This window comes from Kocuria dechangensis, from assembly GCF_014636775.1.
In the GTDB taxonomy this organism is placed as follows: domain Bacteria; phylum Actinomycetota; class Actinomycetes; order Actinomycetales; family Micrococcaceae; genus Kocuria; species Kocuria dechangensis.
Genome location: NZ_BMEQ01000001.1, coordinates 184,268 through 205,749, shown reverse-complemented (window position 1 = coordinate 205,749; position 21,482 = coordinate 184,268). Strand labels below are relative to the sequence as shown.

The window sequence follows — 21,482 nt, the reverse complement described above, 5'->3', positions numbered from 1 at the left end:
CGTGGCAAACATTCTCCAGTCGAACGCATGGGCAACTTTCCACCGCAACCTCGGGCACAAGGTCTTCCAGGCCTACGGTGACGGGTGGCGCTCTCTCGCGACCCTCGAGGGCGGCCGGACCGGCCGCTACCTCTACTGCCCGTACGGACCCGAGGCCGAGACGCCCCAGGCCTTCGACGCGGCCCTCGAGCACCTCGTGCGCACTGCGCGGGCCGAGAAGTGCTGGTTCGTGCGCGTCGAGCCCGCGGGCGCCGCGGTGGCCGACGGCCTCGAGACCCCCGAGGCCTCCCTGCGGCGCCGCGGCCTGCGCCCGGCCCCGCGCCAGGTCCAGCCCGGGCACACCCAGGTGATCGACCTCACGCAGGACGAGGAGGCCATCCTCAAGGACATGAAGTCGACCAACCGCAACCTGCACCGCAACATCGCCAAGAAGGGCGTGGAGTTCACCAGCTCGACCGACCCCGACGACGTCGACGTGCTGCTCCGGTTCCTGGACGCCACCGCCGAGCGCAAGGACTTCAACCGCCAGCAGGACGACTACCTGCGGGAGGCGGCCCGGTCCCTGATGCCCCTCGGCGCGGCGACCCTCTACGTCGCCCGGCTGGAGGGCGAGCCGATCGGCGCCTCCCTCGTCTACGACTCCGACGACACCCGCACCTACGCCCACGCGGCGATGGACTTCGAGCACCGTAAGCTCTCCGCCGGCATCCCGCTGGTGGTGCGGATGGTCCTCGACGCCAAGCACAAGGGGCTGTCCCGCTTCGACCTCTTCGGGACCGCGCCCGAGGACGCCGGGCCCGAGCACGAGTGGTACGGCTTCACCAAGTTCAAGAAGTCCTTCGGCGGTCGCCCCGAGTCCTACCCCGGCACGTGGGACCTGCCCGTCAACCGGGCCGGGTACGCCGCCTACACCGGGGTGCGGGCCGCGCGCGAGGCCGTGTCCGCCGCGCGCAAGGAGCTCCCCGCCCTGGCGGAGAGGGCCCGCGCCGGGACCGGGAAGGCACGCGCCGGGGCCGCGAAGCTCCTCCGCCGGGGCGCCTGAGCCGGGAGCGGCGCGGCGGGCTCAGCGGCCCGCCGCGTCCCGGAGGGCGGACATGCCCTCGTCGACCATGCGGCGGGTGAAGCTGCGGGCGCGCAGGACCCTGCTGCGCCGGGACTCCTCGGCCGTCTCGGCGCGGTCGGCACCGGCTGCGGCCTCGGCGACCGGGGGCGCCTCGCGGACGGGGACGGCCTCGTCCAGGCCCAGCTCCGCGGCCACGGCCGTGCCGGTGCGGGCCGCCGCGGCGTCGGCCGCGTCGGCCGCGGCCGCGAACTCCCCCGCGCGGTCACGGCCCAGGGCCAGCTCCCACGTGCCGAGGGCGGGACGCTCGGCCCCGGCGAGCTCGCGCACGACCAGGGGCACGTCGGGCTCGGCCGGGTCTCCGCCGTCGAGGGCGCGGACCTGGCGCTTCTGCAGCTCCACCAGCCCGGTGAGGAGCAGGGCGTCGTCCACGCCCAGGTCCCGGCTGCGCCGGGTGAAGCCCAGCCGGTAGATCATGGCCAGGCCGCGGGCGTGCACGAACCACAGGTAGCCCAGGGCGGTCTCGGAGCCGTCCGCGGCGGCCTCCGTGGCGACCAGCAGCAGGGAGTCGTCGCCGAGGTCGTCGAGCAGCTGCTGGATGAGGCGGGTGCGCAGGCCCACGCGGCCCAGCACGTCGCTGCCGGCGCTCACCTCGCGCACGGTCACCCCCGGCGTGCGCAGCGCCGCCCGGCAGCGCTGCAGGGTGGTCTCCGAGAGCCGGCGGGCGAGGTCCCGCTCCGTCTCCCCGAGCAGCACCTCCAGGCGGCGGGGACCGTCCGGCCCGGCGGCGGCGGGGCGCACGAACCCGGCGGCCTCCAGGGCCTGCTCGGCCGCGGGGGTGCGCAGGAGGTCGACGTCGAGGCGCAGCAGGGCCGCGGAGTGCTCGTCGCGGGCCCAGTCGGCCAGCGCGTCGGCGAGGACGGGGAGGTCGGCGGGCCGGTGCACGTGGCACTGCACGGTCCCGGCGATCACGCGCTCGGCCTCCGAGCGCAGGAAGAGCTGCGCGTAGCCCACGGTCCGGTGCTGGTCGTCGTGGACCATGACCCGGTCGACCCGCAGGCCCGGGCCCTCGGCCGAGACCTGCGCCTCGCCGATGCCCCACAGCTGCTGGGGGTGTCCGCCGGTCACCCGGACGGTGGCGTCCCACGTCTTGCGGTGTGGGCAGGAACTGACCGTCGTCGTCACGGTGGGATCCTCCTCGTCGCGCGGGCGCCCCGCCCCGGCCGGGGGACCGCGGTCGGCGCCTGCGGTAGGGACCAGTCTAGTGGCCGCCGCACGCCGACCCGGACAGGCCGGGGGCGCGTCGCGGCCGGTCGTCGCGGGAACGGGTCCGTGGCCGGACCCGGACCGGCCCGGAGACGGAGGATCCCCCGCACCGGTGCCGGTGCGGGGGATCCTCGGGGAACGGGGCCGGGCTCAGACGCGGGCGTACTTCTGCCACTTGGAGGCCAGGTGCTCCGCCTCGACCATGCGCACGGTGCCGGAGCGGGAGCGCATCACGATGGACTGGGTGGTGATCTTCTTCCCGCGGTAGCGGACGCCGCGCAGCAGGTCACCGTCGGTGATCCCGGTGGCGCTGAAGAAGCAGTTGTCGGAGGTGACGAGGTCGTCGGTGGTGAGCACGGCGTCCAGGTCGAGCCCGGCGTCGAGGGCCTTCTGGCGCTCGGTGTCGTCCGTGGGGGCCAGGCGGCCCTGGATGATCCCGCCGGTGGCCTTGACGGCGCACGCGGTGACGATGCCCTCGGGCGTGCCGCCGATGCCCATCATCACGTCCACGCCGGTGCCCTCGCGGCAGGCCGCGATCGCGCCGGCCACGTCGCCGTCCAGGATCATGCGGGTGCGCGCGCCGGTGGCGCGGATCTGGTCCACGAGCTGCTGGTGGCGGGGGCGGTCCAGCACGCACACGGTGAGCTGGTTGATGTTGATGCCCTTGGCCTTGGCCACGAGGTGCAGGTTCTGCTTGACGGGCAGCCGCAGGTCCACGAAGTCCGCGGCCTCGGGGCCCACGACGAGCTTGTCCATGTAGAACACGGCCGAGGGGTCGAACATGGATCCGCCGTCGGCCACCGCGATCACGGCGAGCGCGTTGTTCATGCCCAGCGCGGTGAGGCGGGTGCCGTCGATCGGGTCGACCGCGACGTCCGAGGCGGGGCCCGAGCCGTCGCCGACCTGCTCGCCGTTGAACAGCATCGGGGCCTCGTCCTTCTCCCCCTCGCCGATGACCACGGTGCCGTTGAAGTGCACGGTGGAGAGCAGGGCGCGCATCGCGTCGACCGCGGCGCCGTCGGCGGCGAGCTTGTCGCCGGCCCCGACCCACTGGCCGCCGGCGATCGCGGCGGCCTCGGTCGTCCGGACCAGCTCCATGGCCAGGTTGCGGTCGGCCACGTTGTTCGTGCTGCTACGAGTGGTTCCGGTGGATTCTTCGGCCACGTTGTTCCTCACCTTCGAGTTCACGATCTTGCGGGACCCCCGGGCCGGGCTCGGCCGCGGGCGCGGTCCACGTCCTGCCCAGCATATCGCCCGCGCCCCCGGCGGCACCGGACCCCGCGGTCGGCGGGCCGCCCGGTGCACGGGTGTCCGCCCGAGCAGGCACAATGGAGGGGTGAGCTCCTCGACCCACGACCGCCCCGCCGGCAGCCCCGCGACCGGCGCCCCCGGCCACCCCGACGGCGCCGCCGGGGACCAGCCGCTCCCCCGGATCACGCAGAAGCAGGCCCGCCGGATCAACGCCCCCGTGCAGGGCATGATCATCTCCATGGCCGTCCTGCTGCTGCTGGTCCTGCCGTTCGTGTGGCTCCAGCCCCCCCCGGACGCGCAGCCCTACCGCCCCGACGTCGACGTCGCGCAGGAGGCGTCCTTCGTCGCCGACTCCGCGCCCTTCCCCCCGGTCGTGCCGGAGCTGGAGGAGGGCTGGACAGCGAACTACGCCCGGTGGAACGCCGGCGCGGCGGAGGGCGTGCCCTTCTGGGAGATCGGCTACGTCACCCCGCAGACCCGCTTCATCGGCGTCGTCCAGACCTCCCTGTCGAACCCCACCTGGCTCGCGCAGCAGGCGGAGACGATCCCCGCCACCGCCACCACGCAGGCCGGCGGCGTGGAGTGGGACGTCCACGTCCGCGCCGAGTCCTCGGACCAGGACGCCCTGACGGTGTACACAGGAGAGGTCGACGGTTCGACCGTCGTCCTCAGGGGCGACGCCCCCGGGGCCGAGTTCGACCGCCTCGCCGCGGCCGTCGTCGAGGACCTGTCCGACACCACCGACCCCCGACCCGCGGAGCAGCCATGACCGAGCAGATCCAGCAGTCCGACCTCCAGGACACCGTTCCCCGCACCCCGGCGGCCGCCTGGCAGCGCCTGCGGGAGGGCAACGCCCGCTTCGTGGCCGGCGAGTCCATGCACCCCAACCAGGACGCCTCCCGCCGCCAGCAGCTGGCCAAGCACCAGAACCCGTTCGCCGTGATCTTCGGCTGCTCCGACTCCCGGCTGGCGGCCGAGATCATCTTCGACCTCGGCCTCGGGGACGCCTTCGTCATCCGGACCGCGGGTCAGGTCATCGACGACGCCGTGCTCGGCTCCCTGGAGTACTCGGTGGCGAACCTGCGCACGCCGCTGATCATGGTGCTCGGCCACGACTCGTGCGGGGCCGTGACGGCCGCCCACGGCGTCGCGAGCTCCGGGCAGATGCCGCGCGGCTTCCAGCGGGACCTGATCGAGCGGATCATGCCCTCCGTGCTCGACACCCAGCGCCGGGGCAACCACGACGTCAACGCGGCGGTGGTCGAGCACACGAAGCAGACGGCGTCCCGGCTCATGGAGCAGTCCCGGGTGATCGCCGACGCGGTCTCCAAGGGGGACGTGGCGGTCGTCGGCGTGTTCTACCACCTCGACGACGGGCAGGCGGAGCTCGTCCACGGCCACGGGACCTGGCTGCCCTCGCGCTGAGCCGCGTCGTCCCGCCGGGCCCGCGTGCCGGTCGTCACCATGCGCTGACCTAGACTGGCCCCATGGCACACACCACCGCAGAAACCACCGAGTACCGCATCGAGCACGACACGATGGGTGAGGTCCGCGTCCCCGCGGCCGCCCTCTACCGTGCCCAGACCCAGCGGGCCGTCGAGAACTTCCCGATCTCCGGCAAGCCCCTGGAGCCCCAGCACATCGCCGCGCTGGCCCAGATCAAGAAGGCGGCCGCCAAGGCCAACGCGGAGCTGGGGGTGCTCGACGGCGAGCGCGCCCAGGCCATCGCCGACGCCGCGGACAAGGTCGTCACCGGCGCCTACAACGAGCACTTCCCCATCGACGTGTTCCAGACCGGCTCCGGCACCTCCTCCAACATGAACACCAACGAGGTGCTGGCGACCCTGGCGAACCAGGCGCTCGAGGGCAAGGACGTCGAGGTCCACCCGAACGACCACGTCAACGCCTCCCAGTCCTCCAACGACGTCTTCCCGACCTCCGTGCACGTGGCCGTCACCGGCGCGCTGATCAACGACCTGATCCCGGCCATGACGCAGCTGGCCGAGTCCCTGGAGCGCAAGGCCGCGGAGTTCAAGGACGTCGTCAAGTCCGGCCGCACCCACCTCATGGACGCGACCCCCGTCACCCTGGGCCAGGAGTTCGGCGGCTACGCCGCGCAGGTGCGCTACGGCATCGAGCGGGTCGAGTCCTCCCTGCCGCGCGTGGCGGAGGTCCCCCTGGGCGGCACCGCGGTGGGCACCGGGATCAACACCCCGGCCGGCTTCTCCGCCCGCGTGATCGAGCTGCTCGCCGAGGAGACCGGCCTGCCGATCACCGAGGCCCGCAACCACTTCGAGGCCCAGGCCAACCGCGACGGCCTCGTCGAGGCCTCCGGCCAGCTGCGCAACATCGCCTACAGCTACATGAAGATCAACAACGACCTGCGCTGGATGGGCTCCGGCCCCAACACCGGCCTGGGCGAGATCTTCATCCCCGACCTGCAGCCGGGCTCCTCGATCATGCCGGGCAAGGTCAACCCCGTGATCTGCGAGTCCACCATCCAGGTCTGCGCGCAGGTCATCGGCAACGACACCACCGTCGCCCTGTCCTCCACCAACGGCGCGTTCGAGCTCAACGTCGGCATCCCCGTGATGGCCTCCAATCTCCTGGAGTCCGTCCGCCTGCTCGCCAACTCCTCCCGCGTGATGGCGGAGAAGATGATCGACGGCATCGAGGCCAACCCCGAGCGCTGCCGCTTCCTCGCCGAGGCGTCCCCGTCCATCGTGACCCCGCTCAACAAGGCCATCGGCTACGAGGCGGCCGCGAAGATCGCCAAGCACGCCGTGGCGAACAAGATGACGGTCCGCGAGGCCACCATCGCCCTCGGCTACGTCGAGAACGGCTCGCTCACCGAGGAGCAGCTGGACAAGGCGCTGGACGTCACCACCATGACGGGCCCCAACGCCTGATCGGCGCCGCACGCCGGGGGCGCGTCCAGCGCCCCCGGCACCGAGGGGCCGCCTCCGCACGGGAACGCTGCGTCGTTCCGTGCGGACGCGGCCCCTCGCGGCATGCCAGGGCAGTTCGCGGCCCCTCGCGGCGTCCGGGCGCAGTACGCGCCCCGTCCCCGTGCTCCGGGCGGGATCAGACGACGAAGCGCGGCCGCCCGTCGTGGGTGAGGGCGGCCTCGAGCCGGGCGCGCTGGTGCGGCGGCAGGGGCGGGGGGTCCGCGGGGTCGAACCAGCCCACCTCGAGCGACTCGTCGTCGTTGACCCGGGCCTCCCCGGACACGTAGCGGCAGCGGAACGTGTGGTCGAGGTACTGGCAGCGGTCGCCGTTGGGGTACTGCACCGGCTCCCCCGCCTTGATCGCCACGAGGTCCTCGACGACGGCGACCACGCCGGTCTCCTCCAGGCACTCGCGCACCGCGGTGACCGCCGGCTCCTCGCCGGGCTCCACGATCCCGCTCACGAGGCCCCAGTTGCCGTTGTCGCTGCGCCGGCCCATGAGCACCCGTCCGTCCTCGCGCAGCACGACGGCGGTGACGGCGGGCAGCCACAGCAGGTCGTGGCCGATCTTCTCCCGCAGGGCGAGGACGAACTCGGGAGTGGGCATGCGGGCTCCTGTTCCTGCGGGGTCGGTGTCCCGTCCATTGAACCAGCCGCGCCCCTCAGAGCAGCAGGAGCGTCCCGAGAGCGCCGGTGATCATGGCGGGCCCGAAGGCCACCCGGGAGCCGGCGTCGACCCGCCGCAGGGCCAGCAGCACGACGACGACGAGGCCGCCGACCACGAACCCGGCCACCGCGCCCAGCACGGCGTGCCACACGGAGACGAAGCCCAGGCACATGCCGAGCAGCCCGGAGAGCCGGACGTCGCCCATCCCCATGCCCGCGGGCCGCAGCACGCGCAGGAGGACGTAGGTCCCGCCCACGAGCACCAGGCCCCAGGCCATCCACAGCAGCCGGACCGGCTCGCCGCCCACCAGCGCGGCGGCGCCGAGCAGCGACCCGCACACGGGGTAGAGGGGGCGCACCAAACGGCCGGGCAGCCGGTGCTCCCGCACGTCCACGGCCCACAGCCAGGCGCAGGAGGCTCCCAGCACGCCGAGACCCAGCAGCGCCAGCGCCGCGGCCAGCCAGCCCGCGGCGTCCCCGCGGGCGAACTGGTCGGTCAGGAAGGCGCTCACACGGGGCATCGTAGCCGCGCAGGCCCCGGAGCGGCGGGCCGGGCGGTCCCTGTGGACCCCTGCGGCCGCTCCCTAGACTGGGGCCATGTCCCGCTCCCCCGTGCCCGCGCCCACCGACCCGGACGAGTTCGCCGCGCTGTGCCGCTCGTCGCCGTGGCGCTGGGACACGGTGCGGTTCGTCCTGTCCTGGCTGTTCCCGGCGGACCGGGCCCCCCGGGAGCCGGTCCGGGCGTGGGTGCGCCGGCCGTCCGACCTGCGGGTCGAGGCCCTGGACGGCACGCCGCTGTACTCGGCGACCAGCCTCCAGCAGTCCCGGGACGACTTCTACGTGGCGTCCACCTCGACGTCGTGGCTGCTGGCGCCGTCGCTGGTGACCCCCGTCTTCACGGACACCGGCCTGGTCGAGCGGCGCCCCGAGGCCGCCTACGGCGACCCGGTGTTCGGGGGCGGACGCTGGCAGGCCATCCTCGACCCGGTCGAGCTGGCCGGGAGCGCCCCCGTGCCGCCCTATCTGCCCGAACGGCGGCCGTGCACCGTGGAGGACGTCGTGCGGGGCACCCACCACGGGCGGCCGGTGCGCGGCGCCGTGGTGACGCCGGGCCCCGCCTACTCCCCGACGACGCCGGGCCACCCCCTGGCACCGGCCCGCACCCGGGTCCTGCTCGACGAGCGGACGGCCGTCTGCGTGCGCTCGGAGGTGCTCGAGGGCCCGCTGGCCGGCACCGGCCACGACGTGCGGGTCGAGGCGGTGGACGAGTACTTCATCGACGACCTCTTCACCTCGGTGCGGCTGGACCTCACGGACGTCAGCAGGCACCTGCCCTGGCCCGTCGCCCCCTGATCCTGCCCACCGGTCCTCCCCGCGCCGCCGGAGGGCGCCGCGAGGAGGACGCGGGGAGCTAGCCGTCCAGGTCGCCCAGCACCTCCGTCACGAGCGCCGCGATCGGCGAGCGCTCGGAGCGGGTGAGCGTCACGTGGCCGAACAGCGGGTGGCCCTTGAGCGCCTCGACCACGGCCGTGACCCCGTCGTGGCGGCCGACGCGCAGGTTGTCGCGCTGGGCGACGTCGTGGGTCATCACCACCTTGGAGTTCTGGCCGATGCGGGACAGGACGGTGAGGAGCACGTTCTTCTCGAGCGACTGCGCCTCGTCGACGATCACGAACGCGTCGTGCAGCGACCGGCCCCGGATGTGGGTCAGCGGGAGCACCTCCAGCATCCCGCGGTCGAGCACCTCCTCGACGACCTCCTGCGAGACGAGCGCGCCGAGGGTGTCGAAGACCGCCTGGCCCCACGGGTTCATCTTCTCCTCCTCGCTGCCGGGCAGGTAGCCGAGCTCCTGCCCGCCCACGGCGTAGAGGGGGCGGAAGACCATGACCTTGCGGTGCTCGCGGCGCTCCATCACCGTCTCGAGGCCCGCGCACAGCGCCAGCGCCGACTTGCCCGTGCCGGCGCGCCCGCCGAGGGAGACGATGCCCACCTCCGGGTCCAGCAGCAGGTCGATCGCGAGCCGCTGCTCGGCGGAGCGGCCGTTGACGCCGAACACGTCCCGGTCGCCCCGCACGATCCGCGAGCTGCCGTCCGCGCGGATCCGGGCCAGCGCATTGCCGCGCACCGAGTGCAGGGTCAGGCCCGTGTTCGCGGGCATCCCCTCCGTGCCCGGCACCGGCACGTGCTCGCCGTCGTAGAGCCGGGCCACGACGTCGTCGTCCACGTCGAGCTCCGCGGTCCCGGACCACTCGACGTCGGAGCCGACCCACTCCGCGCGGTACTCGTCGGCCTCCAGGCCCAGCGCGGAGGCCTTGACCCGCATCGGCAGGTCCTTGGAGACCACGCACACGTCCTTGCCCTCGTTGGCGAGGTTCAGGGCCACGGCCAGGATCCGCGAGTCGTTGTCCTTGAGCCGGAAGCTCTCGGGCAGGACGGTGTCCGCCACGTGGTTGAGCTCGACGACGAGCATCCCGCCGAGGTCGCCGATCGGCACCGGGCGGTTGAGGCCCTTGTGCTCCAGGCGCAGGTCGTCGAGCAGCCGCAGCGCCTGCCGGGCGAAGTAGCCGAGCTCGGGGTCGTGGCGCTTGCCCTCCAGCTCGGTGATGACCACGACGGGCAGGACGACCTCGTGCTCGGCGAAGCGCAGGATGGCCCGGGGATCGGAGAGCAGCACCGACGTGTCGATGACGTACGAGCGCACGGCCGTGCGCGGCACGGACCCTCCGGCACCTTCGGCCCCCAGCGGGGTCGTGATGTCTGTGATGCGCTCCGACTTCTTGGAGATGCTCATGGCGGCCCTTCCGACTCGGTCCGGCGGCCGGCGTGTCACCGTCCGCCTGAGCCCAAACGTACGCACAGCGGGTCCCCCGCGCGAGAGGAAACGGTGAACGGGGCGGAAACAGACCGTGCCGTTACCGGTCCGTAACAACCGGGGTCCGGCCGCTCCCCGGCTCAGCCGCCGAAGCGCCGCTGCCGGGAGGAGTAGTCCCGCAGGGCGCGCAGGAAGTCCACGCGCCGGAAGTCCGGCCACAGGGCCTCGCAGAAGTAGTACTCGCTGTAGGCCGACTGCCACATGAGGAACCCGGACAGCCGCTGCTCCCCCGAGGTGCGGATGAGCAGGTCCGGGTCGGGCTGGCCGCGGGTGTAGAGGTGCTGGGAGATGTCCTCGACCGACAGGCGCTCGGCGAGCTCCCGCAGGTCCTGGCCGGCGTCCAGGGCACCGGTGAGGACCTCGCGCACGGCGTCGACGATCTCCTGCCGGCCCCCGTAGCCCACCGCGATGTTCAGGTGCGGGCCGGGGTTCGCGGCAGTGTGCTCCCTGAGCTCCGCGAGGCGCTCGGCGAGCCGGGGCGGGAGCAGCTCGAGGGCGCCCACGGGCTGCACCCGGTAGACGCCGGTCTCGGTGAGCGTGTCCAGCAGGTCGGAGATGATCTCCAGCAGCGGGTCCAGCTCCGCGGCGGGGCGCTTGAGGTTCTCGGTCGAGAGGATGTAGAGGGTGACCACCTCGATCCTCAGCTCCTGGCACCAGCCGAGGAACTCGACGATCTTCTCGGCCCCGGCCGCGTGCCCGGCCGCCGTGCTGGCGCCGCACTGCTTGGCCCACCGCCGGTTCCCGTCCACCAGGACGCCGACGTGCTTGGGCAGCCGCGCCGGGTCGAGGCCGGCCGCGAGCCGCCGCTCGTAGAACCGGTAGAGCGGCCGGGGCTTCGCCATCGGTGGTTCCTCCCGTGCTTCGGATCGTGCGGCGGTCGCCGCGGGATGGTGCCGTCAGGGGTGCCCCCGGCCGTGGCGCCGGTGCCGCGGTGGACGGCGCCGCGGGCCGGTGCTCCGGTGCCCCGGGCAGGGGCAGCCGGCGCCCAGCGGGCGGTCGGGGACTCCTCCTAAACTACCCGGTGTGGCGCCTGGCAGGACTTCGCGCCGCAGACGCGCACGGGAGACGAGGACGGACACGATGGAGGACACGCCGGGCGGGCTCGGACCGGCCGCGGAGGAGTTCGGGGACGCGGTCGAGCAGCGGGTCGAGGACCTCCTCGAGCGCAAGCCCGCGTGGCGGGGGTGGATCCACGCCGGCTTCACGCCCGTCGTCGTCGTCCTGGGGCTCGTGGCGATCGTCGTGGCCCCCACCACGGAGCTGCGGATCGCCACGGCCGTGTACGGCGTGACCGGGATCCTGCTGTTCGGCGTGTCGGCGATCTACCACCGGGCCTACTGGCCCCGGAAGCTGCACATGGTGCTGCGCCGGATGGACCACTCCAACATCGCGCTGCTGATCGCCGGGACCTACACCCCGCTGGCCGTCGCCCTGCTGCCGGCGGGGCAGTCGCAGCTGCTGCTGACGGTGATCTGGTCCTGCGCCGCGGGCCTCGTGCTGTTCCGGCTCCTGTGGACCCTCGCCCCGCGCTGGCTCTACACGCCGCTGTACGTGGTGATGGGGTGCCTGGCGGCCTTCTACCTCCCCCAGTTCTGGCAGACCAGCCCCGCGGCGGCGGCGCTGACGGCCGCCGGCGGCGCCGCCTACATCACCGGCGCCGTGGTCTACGGCACGAAGCGGCCCCGCCTGCTGCCCGAGCTGTTCAGCTTCCACGAGGTCTTCCACGCCTTCACGGTCGTGGGGTTCCTGCTGCACTACGTCGCGATCCTGATCGCGGTGCTCAGCCGCTGACGCCCCGCAGCTGCTGCTCGAGCTCGGCCACCGAGTGCACCGGGGCCCGGCAGGCGAAGTCCCGGCACACGTGGACCGTGAACCGCCCGCCGAGGGCGTCCTTGCCGCGGGCGGCGCCGGGCGCGTCCGGGTCGTCGGCGTCCACGACCCAGGTGTCCAGCACGGCTCCCGCGCCCACGGCCCGCCGCGCCTCGAGCTTGTCCTCGGCCGTCCCGCCCGCGAGCACCACGTGGGCCGGGGCCTCGGCCAGGGCCGCGCGCACGGTCAGCGCCCACCCCGCGCTGCGCGGCGCGCGCCGCGCCAGCAGCTCCAGCGGTCCGAGCAGCGGGGGCACGAGCGCCGCCCAGCGCTCGTCCTCGTCGAGGGCACACAGGTCCAGGAGCACCGCGGCGTGCACGGCGGTGCCCGCCGGCGTGACGTCGTCGAGGGGGTCGGCCCGCCCGGTGCTCCCGGCCGCGAGCAGCGGGGCGGGCACGTCCGCGAGGTCCGACCAGACGCGGTCGGCGCCCCCGCCCGGGCCGGCGTGGGAGAACCGCTCCCCCGCGACCTCGGCGATCTCCCGTGCCCGAGCGGCCCAGACGGCGGGCGCGCCGGCCCGGTAGAGGACCAGGAACCCCTCGGCGACCATCGCGTAGTCCTCCAGCAGGCCCTCGATCGACGACGCGGCCGAGCCCTCGTGGCTGGTGCGGGCCAGCCGCCGGCGGCCGCCGTCCCAGTGGACGTCCCAGAGGTGGCCGGCGGCCTGCTCGGCCGCGAGCAGCAGCGCGGGGTCCCCGAGCAGGGCGCCGGCCTCCGCGAGCGCGGCCACGGCCATCCCGTTCCAGCCCGCCACGACCTTGTCGTCGCGGGCCGGCGCCCGGCGGCGGGCACGGGCCGCGGCCAGCTCCGGGCGCGCCCCGTCCCACAGCGCCTGCTCGTCCTCGTCCAGCACGCGCCCCGGGTGCAGCGGCTGGGCCCGGCCGGCGGCCACGCCCATGAGGTCGGCGACCGCGGCCCCGCGCTCGGGGCCGAGCACGTCCCGCAGCTCGGTGCGGGTCCAGACGTAGAACGCGCCCTCGCCGCTGTGCACGTCGCCGTCGTCGGAGGGGGTGTCGGCGTCCAGGGAGGAGGCGAACGCCCCGCCCGGCAGGCGCAGCTCCCGCAGCAGGAAGCCCGCGGTGTCCGCGGCCGTGCGGTCGTAGCCGCGGCCCGGTTCGCGGGCGGCGGCGCGCGCACAGGCGCGCAGCAGCTGGGCGTTGTCGTAGAGCATCTTCTCGTAGTGCGGCAGCGACCACTCGCGGGTCACGGAGTACCGGTAGAAGCCGCCGGCCACGTGGTCGAGCAGCGCCGAGCCGCGCATCGCGTCGAGGGTGCGCACCAGCAGCCCGCGCGCCCGGTCGGCGCTCCGCGGGTCCCGGCCCGCGGCGACGCGCTCGAGCAGGGGCAGGACGGTGGACGGAGGGAACTTCGGGGCGCCGCCGAAGCCGCCGTGCTGCGGGTCCTCGTCCCCGAGCAGCGCGTCCAGCGCGGCGGCCAGCAGGCCGGACACCTCGTCGTCGGCGGGGAGGCCGTCCGCGGGGACCTCGACCGCCGGGGCGTCGACCGCGCCCAGGGCCGCGCGCAGGTCCTCCGCCTGCCCTGCGATCGCGCGGGCGACCTCGTCCGCCGCCCGCTCCAGCTCCGGCCGGCGCTGCGCCCACGCCTGCGCCACGGCCTCGAGCACCTGGCGGAAGGACGGCATGCCCGGGGCGGGCCGCGGCGGGAAGTAGGTGCCGGCGTGGAAGGCGCGCCCGTCCGGCGTGAGGAACACGCTCATGGGCCACCCTCCCTGACGGGTGATCAGCTGCGTGGCGGCCATGTAGACGGCGTCCACGTCGGGGCGCTCCTCGCGGTCCACCTTGACGGGCACGAAGTGCTCGTTGAGGTACGCCCCGGTCCCGGGGTCCTCGAAGGACTCGTGGGCCATGACGTGGCACCAGTGGCACGCGGCGTAGCCCACGGAGAGGAAGACGGGGACGTCCCGGCGGGCGGCCTCGGCGAACGCGGCGTCGTCGAAGGGCTGCCAGTCCACGGGGTTGTCCGCGTGCTGGCGCAGGTACGCGGAGGACTGTCCGGTCAGGCGGTTGGGCACGGGGCGCTCCTTCGGGCTCGGGTCCTGCACGCGGGCCCCGCCGGGGCCCCGGTCGGTCAGCGGGGGCCGCTCCGCTCGTCGGTCCCCGACGACGGCGCGGCGCCGTCCTCGGCACGGCCGGCCGTGGCGGCGCGGGCGCTGTCGGAGGCGTCCTGCGGGCCGGTCCTCCGGTCCGGCACGGTCCCACCGGCCGTCCGCTCCTCGGCGGCCCGGCGCTCGGCGTACTCGGCACGGTAGCGCAGCCGCCGGTTGCGGCGGTTGAAGTCCAGGAAGAGCAGGATCACGACCACGGCCAGGAACAGGGTCATGAGGAAGCCGATCAGCCCGGGGGTCACCTGGCTCGGGTCGAGGCCGGGCCTGAGCGTCCCCTCGTCGATCGGGTTGGGGGCGATCGCAGGCAGCAGGCCCAGCATGCCCGTGGCGCTGTTCAGGGTGGTCAGCACGGTGGTCATCTCCTCGGTCAGCCCACGATCCCGGCGAACAGGTCGGTCTCCGGCAGGCTCGTGCGCACGCGGGAGTCGGCCAGGACGTAGTCCTCCCAGGGCCACACCTCGGCCTGCAGCTCGGCGGACACGGCGAAGAACATGCCGTCCGGAGCGACCTGGGTGCGGTGGCTGCGCAGGGCCTCGTCCCGGTGGGGGAAGGTGTGCGGGCACTCGATCCTGGTGGTGGTCTCGTGGCGGGCCACCGGCGGGCGGTGGCCCTCCGGGTCGCTCTCCTGCTGGGCGGCGATCCGCGCGGCGTACGGGGACTGGAGTCCTCGCTCCTCGAGGGCCTCGTGCAGGGCGACGAAGCGCTCCACGTTGAACGCGCGGTCGTAGTAGAGCTTCAGCGGCGTCCACGGGTCCCCGAGCCCGGGGTAGCGAGCGGGGTCGCCCGCGGCCCGGAACGCCTCGACGGAGACGTTGTGCGTCTGGATGTGGTCGGGGTGCGGGTAGCCGCCGTTCTCGTCGTAGGTGAGGACCACGTGCGGGCGGAACTCGCGGACCAGGCGCACCAGCGGCGCGGCGGCGCGCTCGAGCGGCTGCAGGGCGAAGCAGCCCCACGGCAGCGGCGGCAGCGGGTCGCCCTCGGGCAGACCGGAGTCCGCGAAGCCCAGCCAGCGGTGGCGGATGCCCAGGGCGGCGGCCGCCCGGGCCATCTCGTGCCGGCGCAGCCCCGCCAGGTCGCGCTCGGCATGGGCGTTCCCGTCCATCTCCGCGTTGAGGATCGACCCCCGTTCGCCGCCGGTGCACGTGGCCACCACGACCTCGACCCCCTGCCGGACGTAGTGGGCCATGGTCGCGGCGCCCTTGCTCGACTCGTCGTCGGGGTGGGCGTGGACGGCCAGCAGGCGCATCTCTGACAGGGAGGTCACTCGGGAGGTCCTCTCGGGAACGGTCGGGAACGGCGGGGCACGGCCGGTGCGGGCACGGGCCGTCCATCATTTTACGCGTCCGGCGCGGTCCCCCGTCCCCGGCATGCTCCCAGGGGCCTCGGCTACAGTGGTCGGGCGGCTGCCGGGCCCGGCGCCGTCCCCTGCCCCCGAGACCCGAGGCCGCCGTGTCCACCGAAGCCACCCCAGACCTGCTCCGGAACCGCTACGGCGCCCCGGCCCGCACCCGGCGGATCGGCCCGCGCGGGTGGCTCGGCATCCTCCTGGCGGCCACCCTCGTGTCCGCCGTCTTCATCGTGTGGGTGGTCACCGCCCAGAGCTCGGCGCCCACGTTCAAGGACGTCGGCTTCCAGATCGTCTCCGAGACGCAGGCCACCGCGGACTTCGACCTCACCAAGCGCCCCGGGGACGTCGTCACCTGCGCGGTGCGCGCCCTCAACGAGGAGTACGCCGTGGTGGGGTGGAAGGAGGTCACCGTCGGCGCCGTCCCGGAGGAGCTGCTGAGCGACGGCCGGACCAGTTCCCACCGGGTGGCGCTGCGCACGACGAACCTCGCGACCACCGCCGTCGTCGACTCCTGCTGGGTGGAGAAGGTCGAGGAGTGAGCGCGCCCCGGGGCCGCGCCGTCATGATTCTTTGGGGTTGCCGACGGCCGCGCCTAGACTTGGGTACCAGAACTCCCCGCCCCCGGGCGGGGTCTTTGTGTTTGCGGACCCCCGCACCGTCGACGGCCCCGGCCGTCGAGCCGGCCGCTTCCCGGACCACCCGCAGGGCCGGCAGACCGTCCACCGAGGAGAGATCGTGACCACCACCAACAAGAACGGCGCCTGGCTGACCCAGGAGGCCTACGACCGCCTGCAGAAGGAGCTCGCCCACATCTCCGGGCCGTACCGGCAGGAGATCGTGGAGCGCATCGACCAGGCCCGCTCCGAGGGCGACCTCAAGGAGAACGGCGGCTACCACGCCGCCCGCGAGGAGCAGAGCAAGAACGAGGGCCGGATCGCGCACCTCAAGGCCCTCCTGGAGAACGCCCAGGTGGGCGAGGCCCCCGCGGACGACGGGGTCGTCGAGGCCGGCATGGTCGTCACCGCGGAGATCGCCGGGGAGCCGATGACCTTCCTCATCGGCTCCCGCGAGGTCGCCGAGGACCTGGCCGCCGGCCAGGAGCTCGAGGTCTTCTCCGAGAAGTCGCCCATGGGCTCCGCCATCTCGGGCCACAAGGTCGGCGACGAGCTGTCCTACACCGCGCCCAACGGCAAGCAGATCCCGGTGAAGATCCTCGACGCCAAGCCCTTCCAGGGCTGAGCATGACGACCCACTGGCTGCGCCGGCCCGGTCCCGGGACCTGGGCCATGATCGCGCTCACCGGGGCGCTCGCGGTCGTCGCGGTCGTCCTGCACTTCGTGGGGCAGGGCGACCCGGAGGCCTCGGCCCCGGGGAGCCTGCGCAACGTCTTCGTGTTCGCGACGTTCGTCAGCGGGTTCATCACCTACTTCACGGCGCGCGGCCGCAGCTGAGGGCCGCCCGCCCGGGCGCACGAACGGCGCCGGTCCCCGCGGGGACCGGCGCCGTTCGTCGTCGTCGGGGAGGGCGCCGCCGACCGGGGCGAGCGGCGCACGGGCCGGGCGATCAGTGCACGACGACGGGGTGGTACCCCTCCGCCTCGAGCGCCCGCAGGATCTGCCGGCAGTGCTCGTGGCCCTTGGTCTCCATGTCGATGGTGATCGAGACGTCGCCCATGCTCAGCGACCCGCCGATGCGGGTGTGGTCCACGCCCGTCACGTTGGCGTCCTGGATCGCGATGATCTTGGAGATCAGCGCCAGCTCGCCGGGACGGTCGGTGAGCATCATCTTGATGGTCATGTACCGGCCCGCGGCGGAGAGGCCGCGCTGGATCACCTTGAGCATGAGCATGGGGTCGATGTTGCCGCCGGAGAGCACCACCACGGTGTTGCCCAGGTCCGGACAGGTCTTCTGCAGCGCGCCGTCGAGGAGCGCGGCGACGCCCACCGCGCCGGCGGGCTCGACGACGAGCTTGTTGCGCTCCAGCAGGAAGATCAGCGCCTGCGCGAGCGAGTCCTCGGAGACCGTCACGACGTCGTCCGCGAGCTCCTTGATGATGCTGAACGGCAGCTGCCCGGGCTTGCCCACGGCGATGCCGTCCGCGATCGTGGAGACCCGCTCGAGGGTCACGAGGGCGTCGCCCGCCAGCGACGGCGGGTAGGCCGCCGCGTTCTCCGCCTGCACGCCGATCACCCGGATGGGCCGGCCGAGCTGCTCCGCGCGGGCCTTCACCGCCACGGCCAGGCCCGCCAGCAGTCCCCCGCCGCCCACGCCGGTGATGACGGTGTCGACGTCGGGCACCTGATCGAGGATCTCGAGGCCCAGGGTGCCCTGTCCGGCGACGATGTCGGGGTGGTCGAAGGGGTGGACGATCACGGCGCCGGTCTCCTCGGCGTAGCGCTGCGCCTCGGCGAGGGCCTCGTCGACCGTGGAGCCGTGCAGGATCACCTCGGCCCCGTGGTCCTGGGTGGCCGCGACCTTCGGCAGCGCCGCGCCCCGCGGCATGTAGATGCGGGCCACGATGCCCAGCCGGTCCGCGGCGAGCGCCACGCCCTGGGCGTGGTTGCCGGCCGACGCGGCGACGACGCCGCGGGCCTTCTCCTCCGGGCTGAGCTTGGCCATGCGCACGTAGGCGCCGCGGACCTTGAACGACCCGGAGCGCTGGAGGTTCTCCGCCTTGAGGTTGACCTCGGAGCCGACGAGCCGGGACAGCGCCCGCGAGTGGGCCATGGGCGTCCGCTCGGTGACGCCCTCGAGCAGCGCGGCGGCGGCCTCGACGTCGGACAGGCGGACGGGCAGATCGGCCAGGCTCACGGTGGTCCTCACTCTTCCGGGCGGGCGCGGGACGGGCGCGGTCGGCGCCCGGGGACCGACGCGCGGGGAGCGCGCCCGCGGACGGCAGGCGCGGTGTCCATCCTAGTCCGTGCCGGAGGGGGCCCGGTCGTGGCCCCCGGTTCCGCCCTCCGGGGCCGGGGCCTGCTCCCGGGGACGCCGGGTCTCGCGCTTGAGGGCCGCCTGCAGCCGCTCCTTGGCGCGCGTGCGGCGGAAGCGCTGGAGCTGGGCCATCACCTGGTCGCGGGTCAGCTCGTTCCGGCGCGCGTGCTTCTTGATCTCCCAGGGGAAGTAGTAGGGCTGCCACGCGATCTCGTCGTCGTCGGCCCACCGCCGGCCCACGAGGTAGCGCACCACGGTGTTGAGGAACGCCATGACCGGCACGGCGAACAGGGCGCCGGCGATGCCGAAGAGGATCGTCCCGGAGGCCACGGCCAGGAACACCGCCAGCGGGTGCAGGGACACCGCCCGGCCCATCACGAGCGGCTGGAGGGCGTTGGACTCGATCTGCTGGACCAGCAGCACGACCGCCAGCATGGCCATGGCGTTGCCGAAGCCGTTGGCCACCAGCGCCACGAGCACGGCCACCGCGCCGGTGATGACGGCGCCGACGATCGGGATGAAGGAGCCGAGGAACACCAGGATGCCGATGGGCAGCGCCAGCGGCACCCCGAGCAGGGCGGCACCCACCCCGATGCCCACGGCGTCCACGAACGCCACGAAGCCCTGGATCCGGGCGTACTGCACGAGCGAGGTCCAGCCCCGGCGGCCGGCGCCGTTGACGGCCTGCCGCGCGCTGACCGGGAAGAGCCGGACCAGGAACAGCCAGATCCGCTCCCCGTCCATGAGGAAGAACAGCAGGGTGAAGAGCATGATGATGATGCCCGTCAGCACGTTGCCGGCGGTCGACCCGAAGGACATGGCCCCCGACAGGATGGCCTCGCTGTTGTCCTGGACCGTGGTGCCGAGGTCGTCGATCCACTCGTTGATGCTGTCCGCGCTGATGTTCAGGGGCCCGTCCTCGAGCCAGCCGAGCAGCTGCTGGGTGCCGATCACGACCGAGTCGGAGAGCTGGGCGAAGCCCAGGACGATCTGCCGCCCGGCCAGCACGAGGAGGCCGGTCACCACGCCGACGAGGGACAGGACGGCGATGCCGGCGGCCAGTCCCGCCGGGACGTGCCGGGCTCGCAGCCACTTCACCAGGGGGAAGAGGAGCCCGGCCAGCAGCCCCGCGATGAGCACGGGGATGATGACCACGGTGATCGTCGACAGGATGTAGCCCAGCAGCCCCACGGCGGCGAGGATGATGATGAGCCGCCAGGACCACGCCGCCGCCACCCGCACCGGGATGGCGACCCCGCCGGCGGCGTTGCCGTGCAGCGGCGGCAGATCGTGGTCCTGCCAGGAACCGGGGGAACGCTCGGCGTCGTGCGATGTCGAAGGCATGGGGCCATCTTGGCACGCGCGTGCGTCGGCCAGGTGACGGGACGGCGGACGGTGGGGGACGCGCGCGGGGCGGGCGCTGCCGGGCCGACGGCCCCGGTGCGGTGGGAGACTGGGGGCATGTCGCGCACCTTCCTCCGAGTCCTCGCCCAGCGCCGCCCGGCCCCCGCACTGACCCCGGACGCCCCTCCGCGGGAGGAGCTCGAGGCCGTGCTGCGCGCGGTCGCCGGGACGGGCGGCGCGGTGCCCGGGCCGAGCTGGCGGGTGGTCGTCACCACGCGCCGCTCCGCCCCGGAGCTGGCGGCGGCGATGGCCGGGATGACGACGGTGCCGAACATGACCGGGCCGGTGCCCCGGCTCAAGGGCAAGCAGCTGCGCCGGCTCGCGGCGTTCCGCGGGGCCCTGAAGTGGGCCGGCACCGGCGGGATGTGCCTCGCGGTCGTCTTCAGCCCCGACGGCGGCCAGGGCGTCCCGCGCAAGGAGCAGCTGGCCGCCGCCCACGGGGCGCGGCCCCTGCTGGAGGCCGCGTTCTGGGCGGCAGGGTGGGGCACTATCTGGGAGCACCGGGACGAGGCCCGCCAGGACACGGTCCGCGACTACTACGGGCTCGGGCCCCAGGAGAGGATCCTCGGCTGGCTGTTCGTGGGACGGGTCCCCCGCGCCGCCGCGGCCGACCACGTGGTCACCCGCCCCCTGGTCGAGGTGCCCGTCACCTGGCTCTAGCGCCGCAGGCCCAGGGACACGGCGACGGCCCGGCACCCTGGTGGGTGCCGGGCCGTCGCCGGACGCGGTGTCGGGTGCGCCGGGTCAGTCGGAGACCATCGAGCGGATGATCGCGAGGATGCGCAGGATCTCGATGTAGGTCCACACGAGGGTGACCGTGAGGCCGAACGCCGCGGACCAGGCGGCCTTCTCGGGCGCGCCGGCCTCGACCCCGTGCTTGATGTTCTCGAAGTCCAGCACGAAGCTGTACGCCGCGAGCAGGATCGCGATGGCACCGATGGCCAGGCCCAGCCAGCCGCCCAGGGCGGTCCCGGTGCGGATGTCGAAGCCGAACAGCAGGACGGCGCCGAGGTTCACCAGCGAGAAGATGGCGTAGGCCATGAGGGCGACCATGAAGATCCGGGTCGTCTTGGCGGAGGCCCGCAGCTTGCCGGACCGGAACAGGACCAGCACGGAGGCGAACACGGCGATGGTGCCGATGACGGCCTGCACCACGATGCCCGGGTAGATGCCCTCGAACATCGCGGAGATCCCGCCCAGGAACATGCCCTCGAAGAGGCCGTAGGCGAGGATGAGCGCCGGCGAGGGCTGGCGCTTGAACGCGTTGACGAGGCCCAGGACGAGGCCCACGACGAGGCCCGGGAGCATCAGCGCGGGCACCATCCACCCGGCGAGCGCACCGAGCACGACGGCGCCGAGCACCATGGCGGTGCGCATGATGACGTCGTCGTAGGTCATCCGGCCGGTCTGGTTGGTCCCGGCGGCGGGGGCGTTGTACATCGCGCCGAGCTGCTCGGCGGAGTAGGGGGCGCGCGGCTGCGGCTGTCCCCAGCCGCCCCGGCCGCCGCCCTGCTGGGGGGCGCCGGGCTGCTGGTACTGCGGGGCCTGGTAGCCGCCGTAGGAGCCCTGCCCGTACGGCGATCCGTACTGCGCCCCGGTGGGCCGGGCGCTGTTGGCGCCCGTCTTGCTGAAATCGCGGAGTAGCGGGTTTCCGCCGGCCATGTGTCGGTCCTTCCCTGGCACTGATGTGCGTCGTGTGCCTCCAGAGTAGCAACGGCGACCGCACGGAAGCATGGGATCAG

General features: G+C 73.8%; 22 protein-coding genes. 10 read left to right on the top strand and 12 right to left on the bottom strand.

Annotation, left to right across the window (positions count from 1 at the left end; genetic code table 11):
* The first annotated feature begins 1 nt into the window (after window position 1).
* Window positions 2-1,042 carry a lipid II:glycine glycyltransferase FemX gene (locus IEW07_RS00905; protein ID WP_188533946.1) on the top strand — a complete coding sequence of 347 codons (1,041 nt, stop codon included), beginning with the start codon at window positions 2-4 and terminating at the stop codon, window positions 1,040-1,042.
* Window positions 1,043-1,063: 21 nt separating this feature from the next.
* On the opposite strand, the gene IEW07_RS00900 is transcribed toward IEW07_RS00905, so the two are convergent.
* Both IEW07_RS00900 and glpX read right to left on the bottom strand, forming a co-directional pair.
* Complete coding sequence (locus IEW07_RS00900) at window positions 1,064-2,245, bottom strand: hypothetical protein (protein WP_188533945.1); 1,182 nt, start codon at window positions 2,243-2,245, stop codon at window positions 1,064-1,066.
* Between the two features lie 231 nt (window positions 2,246-2,476).
* Window positions 2,477-3,424, bottom strand: coding sequence for a class II fructose-bisphosphatase (gene glpX, locus IEW07_RS00895; protein ID WP_188534179.1), 948 nt, complete (start codon window positions 3,422-3,424; stop codon window positions 2,477-2,479).
* Window positions 3,425-3,662: 238 nt separating this feature from the next.
* Here glpX and IEW07_RS00890 point away from each other — a divergent pair, with 238 nt between their 5' ends.
* The 3 genes from IEW07_RS00890 (at window position 3,663) to IEW07_RS00880 (ending at window position 6,486) form a co-directional block, all read left to right on the top strand.
* Window positions 3,663-4,346 (top strand): DUF4245 domain-containing protein, encoded by a 684-nt coding sequence (locus IEW07_RS00890; RefSeq protein WP_188533944.1) that lies wholly within the window; start codon window positions 3,663-3,665, stop codon window positions 4,344-4,346.
* Window positions 4,343-5,002 (top strand): carbonic anhydrase, encoded by a 660-nt coding sequence (locus IEW07_RS00885; protein WP_188533943.1) that lies wholly within the window; start codon window positions 4,343-4,345, stop codon window positions 5,000-5,002. The genes IEW07_RS00890 and IEW07_RS00885 overlap by 4 nt, the downstream gene beginning before the upstream one ends.
* Before the next feature lie 62 nt (window positions 5,003-5,064).
* Entirely contained in the window at window positions 5,065-6,486 is a 1,422-nt protein-coding gene (locus tag IEW07_RS00880; protein ID WP_188533942.1) for a class II fumarate hydratase, read from the top strand.
* 175 nt (window positions 6,487-6,661) lie between these two features.
* On the opposite strand, the gene IEW07_RS00875 is transcribed toward IEW07_RS00880, so the two are convergent.
* Complete coding sequence (locus IEW07_RS00875) at window positions 6,662-7,132, bottom strand: NUDIX hydrolase (RefSeq protein ID WP_188533941.1); 471 nt, start codon at window positions 7,130-7,132, stop codon at window positions 6,662-6,664.
* 55 nt (window positions 7,133-7,187) lie between these two features.
* Complete coding sequence (locus IEW07_RS00870; RefSeq protein WP_188533940.1) at window positions 7,188-7,703, bottom strand: prepilin peptidase; 516 nt, start codon at window positions 7,701-7,703, stop codon at window positions 7,188-7,190.
* 85 nt (window positions 7,704-7,788) lie between these two features.
* Between IEW07_RS00870 and IEW07_RS00865 the strand changes: the two genes are divergently transcribed.
* On the top strand, window positions 7,789-8,544 hold the full coding sequence (locus tag IEW07_RS00865; protein ID WP_188533939.1) for a hypothetical protein: 756 nt from the start codon (window positions 7,789-7,791) through the stop codon (window positions 8,542-8,544).
* Between the two features lie 58 nt (window positions 8,545-8,602).
* On the opposite strand, the gene phoH2 is transcribed toward IEW07_RS00865, so the two are convergent.
* On the bottom strand, window positions 8,603-9,982 hold the full coding sequence (gene phoH2, locus IEW07_RS00860; protein WP_229741469.1) for an RNA 5'-3' helicase PhoH2: 1,380 nt from the start codon (window positions 9,980-9,982) through the stop codon (window positions 8,603-8,605).
* 161 nt (window positions 9,983-10,143) lie between these two features.
* On the bottom strand, window positions 10,144-10,905 hold the full coding sequence (locus IEW07_RS00855; protein ID WP_188533938.1) for an isoprenyl transferase: 762 nt from the start codon (window positions 10,903-10,905) through the stop codon (window positions 10,144-10,146).
* A 238-nt stretch (window positions 10,906-11,143) separates the two neighbouring features.
* On the opposite strand from IEW07_RS00855, the gene trhA reads away from it, so the two are divergent.
* Window positions 11,144-11,854, top strand: a complete 711-nt coding sequence (gene trhA, locus IEW07_RS00850) for a PAQR family membrane homeostasis protein TrhA (protein ID WP_188533937.1) — start codon at window positions 11,144-11,146, stop codon at window positions 11,852-11,854.
* Here trhA and IEW07_RS00845 read toward each other — a convergent pair.
* The 3 genes from IEW07_RS00845 to mca are packed head-to-tail and all read right to left on the bottom strand — an operon-like array spanning window position 11,844 to window position 15,303.
* On the bottom strand, window positions 11,844-13,964 hold the full coding sequence (locus tag IEW07_RS00845; protein WP_188533936.1) for a thioredoxin domain-containing protein: 2,121 nt from the start codon (window positions 13,962-13,964) through the stop codon (window positions 11,844-11,846). The genes trhA and IEW07_RS00845 overlap by 11 nt on opposite strands.
* A gap of 56 nt (window positions 13,965-14,020) precedes the next feature.
* Complete coding sequence (locus IEW07_RS20815) at window positions 14,021-14,416, bottom strand: hypothetical protein (protein WP_229741468.1); 396 nt, start codon at window positions 14,414-14,416, stop codon at window positions 14,021-14,023.
* An 8-nt stretch (window positions 14,417-14,424) separates the two neighbouring features.
* Window positions 14,425-15,303, bottom strand: coding sequence for a mycothiol conjugate amidase Mca (mca, locus tag IEW07_RS00835; RefSeq protein ID WP_188534177.1), 879 nt, complete (start codon window positions 15,301-15,303; stop codon window positions 14,425-14,427).
* A gap of 203 nt (window positions 15,304-15,506) precedes the next feature.
* Here mca and IEW07_RS00830 point away from each other — a divergent pair, with 203 nt between their 5' ends.
* The 3 genes from IEW07_RS00830 to IEW07_RS00820 all read left to right on the top strand — a co-directional run bounded on the left by IEW07_RS00830 (window position 15,507) and on the right by IEW07_RS00820 (window position 16,856).
* Window positions 15,507-15,944: a DUF4307 domain-containing protein gene (locus tag IEW07_RS00830; RefSeq protein ID WP_188533935.1), complete on the top strand. Its 438-nt coding sequence runs from the start codon at window positions 15,507-15,509 to the stop codon at window positions 15,942-15,944.
* 196 nt (window positions 15,945-16,140) lie between these two features.
* Window positions 16,141-16,644, top strand: coding sequence for a transcription elongation factor GreA (gene greA, locus IEW07_RS00825; RefSeq protein ID WP_188533934.1), 504 nt, complete (start codon window positions 16,141-16,143; stop codon window positions 16,642-16,644).
* 2 nt (window positions 16,645-16,646) lie between these two features.
* Window positions 16,647-16,856: a hypothetical protein gene (locus tag IEW07_RS00820; RefSeq protein WP_188533933.1), complete on the top strand. Its 210-nt coding sequence runs from the start codon at window positions 16,647-16,649 to the stop codon at window positions 16,854-16,856.
* A gap of 112 nt (window positions 16,857-16,968) precedes the next feature.
* On the opposite strand, the gene ilvA is transcribed toward IEW07_RS00820, so the two are convergent.
* Together ilvA and IEW07_RS00810 are read right to left on the bottom strand one after the other, a co-directional pair.
* The gene (gene ilvA / locus IEW07_RS00815; protein WP_188533932.1) at window positions 16,969-18,216 is read right to left on the bottom strand and encodes a threonine ammonia-lyase; all 1,248 of its coding nucleotides are present in this window, start codon (window positions 18,214-18,216) and stop codon (window positions 16,969-16,971) included.
* A 102-nt stretch (window positions 18,217-18,318) separates the two neighbouring features.
* Window positions 18,319-19,680 (bottom strand): AI-2E family transporter, encoded by a 1,362-nt coding sequence (locus IEW07_RS00810; RefSeq protein WP_188533931.1) that lies wholly within the window; start codon window positions 19,678-19,680, stop codon window positions 18,319-18,321.
* 117 nt (window positions 19,681-19,797) lie between these two features.
* Between IEW07_RS00810 and IEW07_RS00805 the strand changes: the two genes are divergently transcribed.
* Complete coding sequence (locus IEW07_RS00805) at window positions 19,798-20,400, top strand: nitroreductase family protein (RefSeq protein ID WP_188533930.1); 603 nt, start codon at window positions 19,798-19,800, stop codon at window positions 20,398-20,400.
* 84 nt (window positions 20,401-20,484) lie between these two features.
* On the opposite strand, the gene IEW07_RS00800 is transcribed toward IEW07_RS00805, so the two are convergent.
* A complete protein-coding gene (locus IEW07_RS00800) occupies window positions 20,485-21,402 on the bottom strand; it encodes a Bax inhibitor-1/YccA family protein (RefSeq protein WP_188533929.1) in 918 nt (305 codons plus the stop codon).
* Between the last annotated feature and the right edge of the window lie 80 nt (window positions 21,403-21,482).